We start from the raw sequence: 13,403 nt of genomic DNA, 5'->3' as shown, positions 1-13,403 counted from the left end.
CCACAGGCAGGATTCAGGATTTGATCACGGATGCTCAGCCGCTACGTTCTTCACACATGGCCTGGTTACGCCCTGCCCGTTTCGCGTGATACAAAGCCTCATCCGCGCGCGCTATCAGCGATTCTTTTTCCTGTTGTGAGTCTGAAGCAAGATAGACGGCGCAGCCTGCACTCAGGGTGACGTGCTTTTGCGGCAGTTCCGTGGTGAGATGCGGAATATCGAGCCTGTTAACGGCGTCGATGATCAATTCAGCGAAGTTCAAGGCGGCTGACAACGGCTGTCCGGGCAGAATAATGGCAAACTCTTCGCCGCCATATCGGGCCGTAAGTTCGTTTTTGCGGCGGGCGGCGTTTTTCAGAACAGTAGCCACTTTTTTCAGGCAGTCGTCACCCGCCACATGGCCGTAGGTATCGTTGAAACGTTTAAAATAATCGATATCGAGCAGGATTAATGACACCGGCTTGCCACTGCGCTCCGCGTTCTGCAGGCATTCAGTCAGCATGTGATCAAAATGGCGCCGGTTGGCAACACCCGTCAGCCCGTCACTCTGTGCCAGATTTTCCAGTGCGCGATTAGCCGCGGTCAGATCATCGCGTAATCGGGTCAGCTCAAGCTGATAACGCAGCGTATGCCGTGCCTGACGCAGTACAAATGCACCCAGTAAAAGAATAACAATCAGCAGCGCCAGGCTCAGAATCAGATCATGTACCCAGCTCTTGAGCCAGTGGTTAAACAGCGCGCGCTTGTCATATCCCGCGGCCACCACCAGCGGGTATCGCTGTGAGCGGACAAAGCCAAAGATGCGTTTTTTACCATCAAGCGCAGCGGTCCACTGACCGCTGCCTTTATCCGCATGGGCCAGCATCCTGAGGAAAAGCGGACTCACTGAGAGGTTTTTGCCGATGTAGCTATCCGGCATCGGACGGGCGTAAAGCACGGTACTGTCTGCCAGCATCAGTACCAGTACATCGCCTTCGCTAAGTTCATAATAGCTGTAGAAACGGCGGAAATAGTCCACTTTGACGGTGGCGAGTAAGACGCCCCGAAAGCCGTTAAAGGCATCGTTCACACGCAGCGTAACCGGGATCACCAGCTCGTGAGTGGTGCGGCTGCGAAGCACCGGGCCGACGTGCAGGGTATCGCGCGGGCTGGTGCGGTGATAATCGAAATATTCACGATCGGAATTATTGATGTCAGGCGGTATCCGGCTCATAGAAGTGGCTATCCATTTCCCCTGCGCATCATAGTAGAATAAGCCATGTAGTTGTGGCAGGTGGCTCTGCAACAGGCGCATCGTCTGGCTCAGCGCCTCGCCATCTACACCGGTTGTGGCAATCTGCTTTTCGAGCTCGCGTTGCACCTCGCGCAAAGAGAGCTCGGTCTGCAAAAAAGTATCGTCCGCCTGGCGCGCCTGTGACAGCGACAGATTAACTGCCGTATCTTCAGCTTTATCGACGGTCTCATTCCAGTCTTCCCGCAGCGTCCACACATTTAAGCCAATCACCGCCACGCTGAGCAATACGCCTGAAAGGATAATACTTCTTAGCAGCGGCGAGATTTTTGGTGCTGAACCCTCATTTTTTTGGCGAAACTTCATGCCTGTCCTTAATAAACCCTGTTGACTGATTTAAGCACAGTTAATCAAAAGCAAAAATGCAAATCCCACAATCCTGTTTCAACAATGATAATCCGCAATTAACCAGCAGATTTCGCTTAAAATTTCTTCTTTGTTGGTTCAACCAGCACCCTTAATAGAGGATTAATAGCGAATAAGGCTACACTAGCGCTTCAAATATCACGTGGGTAAATGTTACCCTTGCCAGCTGAATAATTTGCACTTCATTGATTAAGTTGAGTATTTGAGGATTTGTTATGAGTAAGAACCTGAGCAGCCTGAACAATATCCGCACGCTTCGTGCAGAGGCGCGCAATATGGCTTTAGATATGCTGGAAGAGTTACGCCAGAAATTAGAGACCGTGGTAAATGAACGTCGTGAAGAGGAAAACGCGCGGGCAGCGGAAGCCCGTGAGAAAGCAGAAAAACTGGCGTTCTACCAGGAGCTGTTAATGGAAGAAGGGATTAACCCGGCGGAGCTGGTGAATAGCGCATCCCCCTCGGTAACCGGCAAAAAGAAACGCGCAAAGCGTCCGGCGAAATACCGTTACAATGACGAAAATGGTCAGGTTCGTTACTGGACGGGTCAGGGCCGAACGCCCTCCGTAATTAAGGCGGCCATTGAAAACGGCCAGTCGCTGGATGATTTCCTGCTGTAGTCGCATTTATTTCTGCCGGAATAGTGACCGTCATTACGCGGGAATATTCCGGCAGGCAAAGTCACAGGCGCAGAAATTCATCCGGGCCTGGTCACTCATCGTCCTGTCGTAATGTCTCATCACTCATCACCGGATGCGGCCCGCGAAATGTCCGGCGCCACTCACTGGGAGAGACGCCAAACCGGGATTTAAAACGCTGACGAAATGACACGGGCGAATCAAAACCCACCTTTTCTGCCACACATTCAATGCTGATGCCGGTGGTTTCGAGTAATAGCTGGCTGCGTTGCAGACGCTCTGCTGTCAGCCACTCTCCCAGGGACATGCCTGTCGCCTTGTGAAAATGACGCGTCAGCGTTCGCCTGCTCATGCCAAGCGTCCGCGAAAGTGAGTCAAGATCCTGCGGCTGATGCAGATTCTGTCGCAGCGACGCCAGCAACGCGTTGATCTTACTGTCACGCGTTGTTTCCGGAACCGGCCGCTCAATGAACTGCGCCTGACCGCCTTCACGGTAAGGCGGCACCACCATGCGTCTGGCTACCCGATTAGCCATGGCGCTGCCATAGTGGTGACGGATGATATCCAGACAGCAGTCGATGCCCGCCGCGGTGCCTGCAGAAGTGATCAGACGAGTGTCCCGGGTATAAAGAGCATTACTGTCGAGGTGAACCTGTGGAAAGCGCTCGCTGAAGTCACGCTCAAATTCCCAGTGAGTGGCAGCACGATGCTTATCGAGCAAACCTGCATAAGCCAGTACGTAAGTGCCCAGACATAGTCCAACGATCTCTGCGCCGCGCTGCCAGGCTGCCACCAGCTTATCAAGCAGCGCCTGCGCAGGTTTTTCAGCCGGATTATGCCAGTAGGGCACGATAATAATGTCCGCCTGATCAAGCGGGTCAAGACCCTGTTCCACCGTAATTGACAACCCCATCTCTGAGATGACCGGGCCTGGTTTCAGTGCGCAGATATCGACATGAAACAGATCCGGCTGCGGCAGGGCTGAGCCGAACAGAATACAGGGAACTGAAAAATGAAACGGACTAAAACCGGCCGTTGCCAGCACCGCGACTCTCAGAGCAGCCATCCTCTCCCCCTTATTGTGTGACAGCGTAGTGTTGAGAACTCACGGCACAATTGTGCCGGTTTAGTGCCACGACGCTCAGAACGTCATTGTGTCACCATCTTCCGGGATCAGCACCTGGTCAGCAATACCCTGTTCGGTAGTCCAGGCACGCAGCTCCGCGCGCGTCAGCAAACAGTGGTTGATCGCCTCCATGTGTGAGGCAACCAGCGTTGCGTCAGGCAGGATATTCAGCGTGCGCTGGGTATCCTCTTTTCCCATGATAATCGGGCCATAGAGATCGTTGGTTGCATTGCCGATATTCATTACCACCACCTGCGGCTGAAAACGTTGCAGCGCTCTGACATAGGGTTTGACCCATACGGTATCGCCAGCTATATAGAGGGTTTTTTCTGCCGGATGGGTAAAGACCAGGCCACAGGCGTCACCCAGAATATCGCCCATCACTTTGTCGGCATATAACGCATTGCTACCGTGCTGACCGTCGGTTTTATAAATCGTCAGGCCATCAACAAACGGATTCTCATCCTGCAGCACGCGAACATTTTCAAACCCCTGCGAACGAATCAGCGCTGCATCCGTTTCATCCTGGCTGTAGATCATCATCGTCTTCGGCACTAGCTGCTGCGCAGCCTCATCCCAGTGATCCATATGCGTGTGAGTAATAATCACCGCATCGACTGCCAGCAGTGCAGCGACCGGGACAGGCAGCTCAACCATCGGATTTCTCAGATGGGGACGGGCATTTCCGGCAAATCCGGGCCAGGCCTCTTTTTCGGCCAGCATCGGGTCGATCAGGAATTTTTTGCCTGCATAGTCCAGTAGCAGGGTGGCATTACGAATCTGGGTCAGCTTCATTTTGGCTCCGTAAACAGTTTCAGTGAAATCAGCCAGGCTTACTGGCTACCATAAGATCACTTTACGGCACTGTTTACCTGCGCGTGACAGGCTCAGAGGACAGTGTTCGATGGAAACGGGCCAAACTGCACTATTTTCTTGTGGCAGGGTATCTATCGGTGCTGGCGTCGCGACGAGACAGCCCTGAATGTTCAGGAATGGCAGGCGTTCCGGAAGTTGCTTTTAACTCTTTACCGACAACGATAACGCTTTCTTCCGGTGTCTGTTTAAAGCATTGCCGGTTAAGGTATTAGTAGCTCTGGCGCGTCCCGGACCTGTGTTCTGATTATCAACCTTTGACAGGAGAGTCTGTGAACGACTTATGGAAATTGCACTGGCTTGAGGCATCGGGTGATGTTGGGCCCTATAAATCGTCAATAGTCAGGGCCGCTGAGCTCGCCTGCGAGCACCTCTCCTCCGTGACACGTGTCCCTCGTCTGGATATTCTGGTTCAGTGCATGCCGGAGGCAGTAATACCTGAAACCGGTTTTGCAGGCCGGGCTTACGGGCCCACCCTGTTCGGCCTGGCCATTGACCCGGCAAATCCGAATCTGCCCGGGATGCTGGAAAATGGCACGCTGGTGCGGCATATCGTGCATGAAGTCCATCACTGTTTGCGAATGCGCGGGCCGGGATATGGCTGGACGCTGGGTGAAGCGCTGGTCAGCGAAGGTCTGGCGGGTCAGTTCGTCTGCTGGCTGCTTAAAACGGCAGCAGAGCCCTGGGAGCAAGCCATAGAGCTAAGCGAGTTGCAGGCTAATCCAGTGCCGCTGACCACGCTGCAAAGTCCTCATTATGATCATTCTGCCTGGTTCTTCGGCACGGGTGACTTTCGCCGATGGTATGGCTATACGCTGGGCTACCAGATGGTTGCCGCATGGCGACGTGATAACGCGGAATGCGCTACAGAGAAATGGTTCAGCGTGACAGCCGATGAGGTGATTGCCGCGGGGCTGGCTAAGGGACTGCTGACAAATTGAGGATAAAAAAATGCCGCAGCAGGCTGCGGCATGTCATTTCAGATTCGCATCAGAAATCGGCTTTCAGAACCACACGGTAATTGGCTTTACCGGCGCGAACGTGATCCAGCGCTTTATTGATGTCAGACATCGGGAAGAACTCAACCTGTGGCGCAATATCCGCACGCGAGGCGAGTCGCAGCAGCGAACGCAGCTGGCCTGGTGAGCCGGTTGATGAACCGGTCACCGCTTTGTCGCCCAGGATCAGATCGAAAGCACTCACTTCAATCGGCTTCATCACGGCACCCACGGTGTGGAATTTACCCTGAGGTGCCAGCGCAGCGAAATAAGGTTTCCAGTCCAGGTCGACCGCCACAGTACTCAGGATCAGGTCAAAACGGCCTGCCTGCTTTTTCAGAGCTTCTGGATCACGGCTGTTAACCACTTCATCCGCGCCCATATCCAGGATCGACTGCTTCTTATCTGGCGTTGAGCTGAATGCCACCACTTCGGCACCCATCGCGTGCAGGATCTTGATTGCGATATGGCCCAGTCCGCCGATACCAATCACACCCACACGGCTGGTTGCCGTGATGTTGCTCATCAGCAGCGGTTTAAACACGGTGATACCGCCACACAGCAGCGGACCGGCGCTCGCCACATCCAGTTTTTCTGGCAGCGGAATAACCCATTGCCAGTCAGCACGCAGCTTCTCGGCAAAACCACCTTTGTTCATGATGGTCGGGATGCTGCCCTGCTGACAGTTAACCTGCTCGCCGTTAATACAGGCATCGCAGTGCTGACAGCTTTTTGCTGTCCAGCCGATTCCTACACGCTGGCCGACTGAAAGACCTTTGTTCTTAGCCGCTTCGCCCAGGGCTGAAACCCGGCCAATCACTTCATGTCCTGCAATCACCGGGAACTGAGAGATGCCCCACTCGTTGTCGATCATCGACAGATCTGAGTGGCAGACGCCACAATATTCGACCTGGACTTCGACTTCTTCGGCTGCCAGTTCGGCGGCATCGTACTCATAGAGTTCAAGGGCCTGGCCAGCCTGCATGGCTGCATAACTTTTAATTTTCATTCATACCTCTGCGTGGTTAATCACCGACAAGTGTAACAACTGAAAGCCCGCCCTGCCTGGTCGTTACGCTTACACCGCACTTTTTTGTCTTTTATGCTGATAAATCAGCCCTTAACCTGCGCACCGGAAAGAGTTTGTAACACCTTGAGCTGCGCGACGGCTTCCTGCATCGCATCCATCCCCTGCGTCAGTTCACGCAGGCTGCCGAGATGCTTCGCAATGTCAGCGCGCTCATGTCGCGTCTGTTGATTCATGGCCGCCAGCGTATCGGCTGCACTGATACTGCGCTCTGCCATCTGGGCGGCGGTCTGCGCCGAATCACTGGCCACCAGCCGGATACGTGAGATGGTGCTGACTGCCTCATCGATGTTACTGGCCGTAGCTTCAGCCTGCTCTTTTGAGGAGTGCGCCAGACGACGAACTTCGCCCGCGACCACAGCAAATCCCCGCCCAGCTTCGCCTGCACGAGCCGCTTCTACTGCGGCATTCAGCGCCAGGATGTTGGTCTGGAAAGCAATATTGCTGATGCCATGCGTAATCTCATTGATGCCGTTGGAAATTTTCTCCAGATCGTCCAGACCATCATCCAGCCGGCCCTGCGCCTGCTGACTCTCGGTGGCGATGTTACTGATGTTACGGATACTGCTCTCTGCCAGGCTCAGGGTTTCTCCCTGGCTCTGAGTGGCTGTTTCCAGCACCGGCAGCGCCTCCATCAGCGGCGTCAGCGCCTGCTGATAAGTGATAACCCGATCCAGCACCCGCGTCTGGATGCTGTTCAGCGCTTCCCAGCGGCGCAACGCTCGCTGCGCGTAGTGTGCCGCGTAGCCGGCGTACTCTACCGGGAACTGGCTCATCGCTTTGACGTCATGATTAAAGAACACCAGCGCGGAGAGCGTCTGATTGATGGGCACACCCAGGATTTCGCCGAAGCTGGAAAAACCGGCGGCGGCAATGCCTTTGAAGAAATGGGCATTATGCAGCTTATCGGCATTACCGACACGGCGCAGGATACAGTCGTTCATCAGGATCGCCGCGGGTTTGCCATGCTGAGCGGTAAAAGCCTGCCACTCCTGCTGCGTCGTCTGTTTAAAGTCTTTCTCTTCCATCAGGAACAGTCGATCGCCAAACTCAAGATCGCAGAAAAAGTGTACGCCGCCCGATTCAATTTTGGCGATTGAGCGAATAAAGTACTCGCCGCCAACTTTAACGCCAAAAGTGAGTCCCTTTAGCCTTTCGCTCAGTTGCGCTTCGTTGCAGTTGAGATGTTCACACAGCGCCGCAACAAACGATTGCTGCTGCCCCTGGCGGTTAAATACTGACGTTACAGTACGCGCAACCGGATCGGCTTCAGCAATCAGCCAGCTCTGATCGCGTGGCGTAAAGTTCTGGCTTTTAAAAGGAGCAAATGATTTTCCTGGCGCCATCTGGCAGAACACAATCACAGCCTTGCCCTGCAACACCCTGCCACCTGTACCAATCCAGGTGCCATCAAAGGTGATTTTACCCCCGGCAGAACCACCAATCGCCAGGCAGGGAAAGCGCCCGCTGTTATACCAGGCCTGCATCAGAAAGCCTTCGGATGCCGATAATCCGTCGCAGTAAATCATGGCGAAAGTACGATCGGCCGAGAGCGGCATCCGCACTTGCAAGCGCGCCAGCTCCTGCTGGATGGCGGTGATGCGCTGGCTGGCCGTCTGCGTGTCGGCGACATGCAGATCAACAATATGCGTCTCATGGCGTGCGATCAGTGTGTCCGGCAGCCAGAGGTAGCTTCCCTCCGGGCCATTGCCATCACAGTAGGTGCTTTGCGATCTGCTGCTGCTCAGCGCGCCGTTGGAAGAGAGCGTCAATACCGTCAGGTCGGCGGAATTGAATCGCTGCCAGGCCTGACTGACCCGCTGAAAATCGGCTTCAGGCGGAACGAAGGTCATCAGGATGCCGCCCGCCCGCGAGCTTAAACCCACGGAGGCCAGTGAATCTGGCAACGCACGACAATCGTAGGTGCCATTGGCAGGCTGACTGCTACGCCTAAGACGGGCAACAGGCAGGTGTCTTTTGATCGTCTTAATGATCGACATATTATTATTTTCGCTTTTATTTGAGTAATTTGCGCTTAAATTAGCGCTTTCTGGTGTGTATAAAAGGAGGGCTAAAAGCAGGTCCGTTCGCGTTCAGAACTCGTCGCGGAGTGCCGGGTTCATCAATGATCGGCGCGCTCAACGCCTGTTGGTTATCGCCAGTAGCGGGAAAACCTTTAACGATTGCTGCAGTTGGTTTAATGGATGAAGATGTTATATTTTCGTAGCATAAAATAAGCTTTAGCGTGATTTTATCGGGAAGATATAAGGCTGTGCGGGTGACTGATGTTTACTGTTTGCGATACAGACTCATCAGTGCGACAATTGTAATGTCAAGTGTAAATACAAAGGAACTCGCTATGGGCACAATTAACATTCGAATCGATGATGACCTGAAGACACGATCCTATGCTGCGCTCGAAAAAATGGGTGTGACTCCTTCTGATGCGCTGCGCCTGATGCTTGAATATATTGCAGATAATGAACGTCTTCCCTTTAAGCAAACGTTACTCAGTGACGAAGATGCGGCGTTAGTAGACATAGTTAAAGAACGCCTGCGAAACCCTGAGCCTGTCCGGGTCACACTGGATGACCTTTAATGACCTGGCAACTGGAGTTCGATCAGAGGGCACTGAAAGAGTGGCGCAAGCTGGGCCCGACAGTACGTGAACAGCTTAAAAAGAAGCTGGCTGAGTGTCTTGAGTCACCCAGAATTGAGGCGAACAAACTCAGCGGGATACCTGACTGCTATAAGATCAAGCTAAAGTCATCCGGTTATCGACTTGTATACCAGGTTATTGATGACCGGGTGGTGGTTTTTGTGGTGGCTGTCGGGAAAAGAGAGCGCTCAGAGGTTTATTCTGCCGCTTCCAGGCGTCTCTCTTAAACAGGCGACTTCACCGCTAACAAACAAAGCGGCGCTATTCCTGTTTACCTGTCACTCTGCTGGTTCCAGTGCTGTTCGCAGCGCTCCCGAGCTTCGGCAGGCAGGTCGCGTAAATCTGGCAGCGTGTCGCCGGAACCGTAGCCCATTGATCCCCTCGCTTCCTGCTGTTCATCCTGCGCGGCGAACGTGATTTTCTCATCCAGCTGCTGCCAGCTATCGCCCTGCTGCCGGTAGATGACAGCAAAAGTGGGCGTCTGTGCATCATCGCCGTAAATCTCATATTTCTGCTTCTGCTCGTCAGAGCCCAGCTCAAGCGTATCGATTAAGGTCGCATTACTCATAGCACTCTCCTTTTTCGTCAGGTCTGTAAGCGTAGTTCATCACCTAAGGCCCTGCCGACACTATCCCCCTTCGAAAAATTAACATCACTATTATCAATCAATTAAGTATGTGCATTTGCATAAACGAAGCGGACGACTATGCTTGCAGGTGTGACTAGCTAGTCCTTTTTATCTAATGGAACATTGATATGAGGTCTTCCTATGACACAACAGAAATACAGAGGTGGTGCCGGCAATTTTGCCAACGATCCAGAACGGGCGAGTGAAGCTGGCAGTGCAGGAGGCAAGGCCAGTGGGGGCAATTTCAAAAACGATCCTGAAAAAGCCAGGGAAGCCGGTCGGAAAGGAGGCAAAATTAGTCGCCGTCCTTCTAAGTAATTCTGAATAAAGCGCTTTAGGACGTATTACGCCATGGAATGGCATCTATTCCAATAAGTTTCATCATGCCCCCTCTTTTAGCCTTAATGCCTCTCTGACCAGGGTAAAAGCGGGTGAATGTTGCTTGCGGCTGGGATAGTAGAGGTAATAGCCGGGAAACGGCTCGCACCAGCGCTCCAGCACGCGGATCAAGGTGCCCTGCTCCAGCCCTTCTGCGACTTCCTGCTCAGGCAGGAAAGCGATCCCCAGCCCGGCGAGAGCCGCTTCTGCAATGTGTGCCGAAGTGTTGAACGTCAGTTGTCCATCTACCCGCACATTTAACGGCCCCTCTTCACCGTCAAACTCCCAGACGTACAACCCACCCGCTGTGGCCTGCCGCATATTAATGCAGTTGTGATGCAGCAGATCCTGCGGAACCTGCGGCGCAGCATGACGACGAAAGTAGTCGGGCGTGGCCACCGCAGCCATCCGTAATGGCGGGCTTATCGGCATCGCCACCATGTCTTTATCAATGGTGTCTCCCATCCTGACCCCTGCATCAAATCGATCGGCCACGATATTGCGTAAGCCATGATTAGCATCGAACTCAAGCCGGATATCAGGATAAGCCGCCAGCAATGGCGTCAGCTTTGGCATCAGGAGTGAGCTCAGAATATGCGGCCCGCAGGTGATCCGTACCGTGCCGGCTGGCTTGTCCCGCATCGCGGTCAGCATATCCAGTTCCGCCTCAATTTCATCGAATCGGTTGCCAATCGCCTGGATTAACCGTTCACCCGCCGCGGTCGGTGAGACGTTACGGGTCGTGCGGGTAAGCAGCCGAATCTCCATCCGGTTTTCCAGCGCGGTAATGGTCTGACTTAACGCGGGCTGCGTCACGCCCAGCAGCGCTGCCGCGCGGGTAAAGCTGCCCTCACGCGCCACGGTAATAAAAGCCTGCAGGTCATTCATGTTGCGCTTCATACTGCACTCCCGCCGATAGATTTATAAGTTCTGGTTATAACCCCATTAAGGATTCATTAGCTAGTCAATATAAAGCGAAACAGTAAAATTTCCTGAGTTCATCAGCACCGCAAACAATGAAACAGGACACAACATGACTTCCACGGAAACAACTGACTGTTCCCCCCGGCATAAAGAAGCGCACTGGGGTGGTGTATGGGCAATGACGCTGTGTGTATTCGCGCTCATCGCCTCTGAATTCATGCCGGTCAGCCTGTTATCGCCGTTATCACAAGATCTGGCGGTCAGCGAAGGTCTGGTCGGACAGGGCATCGCTATCTCCGGCGCACTGGCAGTGATCACCAGCCTCTCAATAACCCGCATCGCAGGGAACCTCGACCGCAAAATCCTGTTGCTGGCGCTCACGCTGGTAATGGCACTATCCGGATTGATGGTGGCGATGGCACCCAACTATCTGACTTACATGACTGGCCGGGCATTGATTGGCGTGGTGATTGGCGGTTTCTGGTCGATGTCAGCGGCGGTCGCTATCCGGCTGGTCCCCACCGGGCAGGTGCCGCGCGCGCTGGCCATTTTCAACGGCGGCAATGCGCTGGCGACGGTTATCGCTGCACCGCTGGGCAGCTATCTCGGTTCTGTCATCGGCTGGCGCGGGGCTTTTTTCAGCCTGGTGCCGGTAGCCTTGATCGCCCTGTTCTGGCAGGCGTTCACGCTGCCATCGATGCCGGTCAACTCGGCCCGGCAGCACAGCGGAAAAATTCTGCAGCTGCTGCGTTCGCCGCTGGTTACGGTGGGTATGACCGCCTGCGGCCTGCTCTTTATGGGCCAGTTCACCCTGTTTACCTATCTCCGTCCGTTTCTGGAAACCGTGACGCAGGTTGACGTTTCTGCGCTGTCGCTGGTGCTGCTGACCATTGGTGTCGCCGGCTTTATCGGCACGCTGATTATCAGTGCTGTTTTGCAGCGCGGATTCTATCTGACCCTGATGATCATCCCGTTGATTATGGCGCTGGTTGCGGTGCTGCTCATGGTGTTCGGTCATCACCTGTGGCTGGTGGCGCCACTGCTTGGCATCTGGGGACTGGTGGCAACAGCGGCACCAACCGGATGGTGGGCCTGGATCGCCAGAACCTTTCCGGATAATGCAGAGATCGGTGGCGGATTAATGGTGGCCATCGTACAGCTGTCGATTGCTTTGGGGTCGACGCTGGGTGGCCTGGCCTTTGACCATGCAGGCTGGCAGACCACCTTTGCTATCAGCGCCACATTACTGGTCACTGCCGCCGGACTGGCGATGATCACCGCCCGTAAGGAAAGCGCTGCCTGATAGCAGATGCGTTGTTTAACCGGGCAACCCGTTGCCCTGACGTCGTCAACCCCGATAAGGATCTTCTTATGAGAGCATTAACCCTGATGTTTGGACTGTTGATCAGTTCATTTGCGGCCAGCGCTGCCGATATGTCACGCGGCGCCGATAACTTTTATCAAAGCGAGAAAGTCACCCGCGAGAAAGTCACCTTTAAAAACCAGTATCAGATGGGTGTGACCGGCACCCTGTACAGACCGAAAGAGGCCGGTAAAACGGCGCGCCTTCCGGCAATTGTGGTAGGTCATCCGATGGGCGCAGTCAAAGAGCAGAGCGCCAGCCTCTATGCGCAGAAAATGGCTGAGCAGGGATTTGTTACCCTGGCAATTGATCTTTCATTCTGGGGCGAAAGTGAAGGCCAGCCACGCAACGCGGTCTCTCCGGATATCTATGCCGAAGACTTCAGCGCCGCCGTGGATTACCTGGGTACCCGCGAATTTGTCGATCGCGACAGGATTGGTGTGCTGGGTATCTGTGGCAGTGGCAGTTTTGTCATCAGCGCAGCGAAGATTGATCCCCGCATGAAAGCCATTGCTACCGTCAGCATGTATGACATGGGGTCAGCCAACCGTAATGCGCTGAATAAAAGCCAGACACTGGCGCAGCGCAAGCAAATCATTGAAGCGGCGGCACAGCAACGCTATGTAGAGTTCACCGGGGGTAAAACTGAGTACACCAGTGGTACACCACATAAAATCGATGCTGATTCGCCTCCGATAGCCAAAGAGTTCTATGATTTTTACCGGACGCCTCGCGGTGAGTTCACACCGAAAAACAGTTCAGCTGCGCTGACCACGCACCCGACGCTCACCAGCAACGTGAAATTCATGAACTTCTATCCGTTTAATGACATTGAGACCATCTCACCGCGCCCGATGCTCTTCATCACGGGTGATAAAGCGCATTCACGCGAGTTCAGCGAAGATGCGTTCCAGCGTGCGGCACAGCCCAAAGAGCTCTATATCGTGCCTGATGCAGGCCATGTGGACCTTTATGACCGCACTGACCTGATCCCGTTTGCGAAGCTGACCGCCTTCTTTAAACAGCATTTGTAATCTTCCGCTAATCATTGATCCCAGCCCGTCTGCAGCCGCCT

At 54.1% G+C, this 13,403-nt stretch carries 14 protein-coding genes; 7 read left to right on the top strand and 7 right to left on the bottom strand.

Annotation, left to right across the window (positions count from 1 at the left end):
* Nucleotides 1-34: 34 nt before the first annotated feature.
* A complete protein-coding gene (locus tag ACX8ZY_RS23450) occupies nt 35-1,597 on the bottom strand; it encodes a sensor domain-containing diguanylate cyclase (protein WP_459261512.1) in 1,563 nt (520 codons plus the stop codon).
* 275 nt (nt 1,598-1,872) lie between these two features.
* On the opposite strand from ACX8ZY_RS23450, the gene ACX8ZY_RS23445 reads away from it, so the two are divergent.
* Nucleotides 1,873-2,274, top strand: coding sequence for an H-NS family histone-like protein (locus tag ACX8ZY_RS23445; protein ID WP_010257048.1), 402 nt, complete (start codon nt 1,873-1,875; stop codon nt 2,272-2,274).
* Nucleotides 2,275-2,365: 91 nt separating this feature from the next.
* Here the strand turns inward: ACX8ZY_RS23445 and ACX8ZY_RS23440 are convergent, their stop codons facing one another.
* Nucleotides 2,366-3,358, bottom strand: coding sequence for a GlxA family transcriptional regulator (locus ACX8ZY_RS23440; RefSeq protein WP_158132457.1), 993 nt, complete (start codon nt 3,356-3,358; stop codon nt 2,366-2,368).
* 75 nt (nt 3,359-3,433) lie between these two features.
* Nucleotides 3,434-4,213, bottom strand: coding sequence for an MBL fold metallo-hydrolase (locus ACX8ZY_RS23435; protein WP_010257042.1), 780 nt, complete (start codon nt 4,211-4,213; stop codon nt 3,434-3,436).
* 350 nt (nt 4,214-4,563) lie between these two features.
* On the opposite strand from ACX8ZY_RS23435, the gene ACX8ZY_RS23430 reads away from it, so the two are divergent.
* Entirely contained in the window at nt 4,564-5,232 is a 669-nt protein-coding gene (locus ACX8ZY_RS23430; RefSeq protein ID WP_031292291.1) for a DUF2268 domain-containing putative Zn-dependent protease, read from the top strand.
* 49 nt (nt 5,233-5,281) lie between these two features.
* Here the strand turns inward: ACX8ZY_RS23430 and ahr are convergent, their stop codons facing one another.
* Together ahr and ACX8ZY_RS23420 are read right to left on the bottom strand one after the other, a co-directional pair.
* The gene (ahr, locus tag ACX8ZY_RS23425; RefSeq protein ID WP_010257039.1) at nt 5,282-6,298 is read right to left on the bottom strand and encodes an NADPH-dependent aldehyde reductase Ahr; all 1,017 of its coding nucleotides are present in this window, start codon (nt 6,296-6,298) and stop codon (nt 5,282-5,284) included.
* A 104-nt stretch (nt 6,299-6,402) separates the two neighbouring features.
* A complete protein-coding gene (locus ACX8ZY_RS23420; RefSeq protein WP_158132456.1) occupies nt 6,403-8,376 on the bottom strand; it encodes a methyl-accepting chemotaxis protein in 1,974 nt (657 codons plus the stop codon).
* 359 nt (nt 8,377-8,735) lie between these two features.
* Between ACX8ZY_RS23420 and ACX8ZY_RS23415 the strand changes: the two genes are divergently transcribed.
* Complete coding sequence (locus tag ACX8ZY_RS23415; protein ID WP_010257033.1) at nt 8,736-8,975, top strand: type II toxin-antitoxin system RelB/DinJ family antitoxin; 240 nt, start codon at nt 8,736-8,738, stop codon at nt 8,973-8,975.
* Nucleotides 8,975-9,262 (top strand): type II toxin-antitoxin system RelE family toxin, encoded by a 288-nt coding sequence (locus ACX8ZY_RS23410; RefSeq protein WP_010257030.1) that lies wholly within the window; start codon nt 8,975-8,977, stop codon nt 9,260-9,262. The genes ACX8ZY_RS23415 and ACX8ZY_RS23410 overlap by 1 nt, the downstream gene beginning before the upstream one ends.
* Nucleotides 9,263-9,306: 44 nt before the next feature.
* Here the strand turns inward: ACX8ZY_RS23410 and ACX8ZY_RS23405 are convergent, their stop codons facing one another.
* Nucleotides 9,307-9,603: a hypothetical protein gene (locus ACX8ZY_RS23405; RefSeq protein WP_033770131.1), complete on the bottom strand. Its 297-nt coding sequence runs from the start codon at nt 9,601-9,603 to the stop codon at nt 9,307-9,309.
* A 201-nt stretch (nt 9,604-9,804) separates the two neighbouring features.
* On the opposite strand from ACX8ZY_RS23405, the gene ACX8ZY_RS23400 reads away from it, so the two are divergent.
* Entirely contained in the window at nt 9,805-9,981 is a 177-nt protein-coding gene (locus ACX8ZY_RS23400) for a con-10 family general stress protein (RefSeq protein ID WP_010257023.1), read from the top strand.
* 63 nt (nt 9,982-10,044) lie between these two features.
* Here the strand turns inward: ACX8ZY_RS23400 and ACX8ZY_RS23395 are convergent, their stop codons facing one another.
* Nucleotides 10,045-10,941: a LysR family transcriptional regulator gene (locus ACX8ZY_RS23395; protein ID WP_010257019.1), complete on the bottom strand. Its 897-nt coding sequence runs from the start codon at nt 10,939-10,941 to the stop codon at nt 10,045-10,047.
* Between the two features lie 202 nt (nt 10,942-11,143).
* Between ACX8ZY_RS23395 and ACX8ZY_RS23390 the strand changes: the two genes are divergently transcribed.
* Together ACX8ZY_RS23390 and ACX8ZY_RS23385 are read left to right on the top strand one after the other, a co-directional pair.
* The gene (locus ACX8ZY_RS23390; RefSeq protein ID WP_421665560.1) at nt 11,144-12,268 is read left to right on the top strand and encodes an MFS transporter; all 1,125 of its coding nucleotides are present in this window, start codon (nt 11,144-11,146) and stop codon (nt 12,266-12,268) included.
* A gap of 68 nt (nt 12,269-12,336) precedes the next feature.
* Nucleotides 12,337-13,362, top strand: coding sequence for an alpha/beta hydrolase (locus ACX8ZY_RS23385; RefSeq protein ID WP_010671942.1), 1,026 nt, complete (start codon nt 12,337-12,339; stop codon nt 13,360-13,362).
* Nucleotides 13,363-13,403: the final 41 nt, after the last annotated feature.

This window comes from Pantoea sp. XAF26B01_ASV70 (assembly GCF_054512635.1).
The sequence above is the reverse complement of the archived record's forward strand: the minus strand, read 5'-3'. Positions and strand labels throughout refer to the sequence as shown.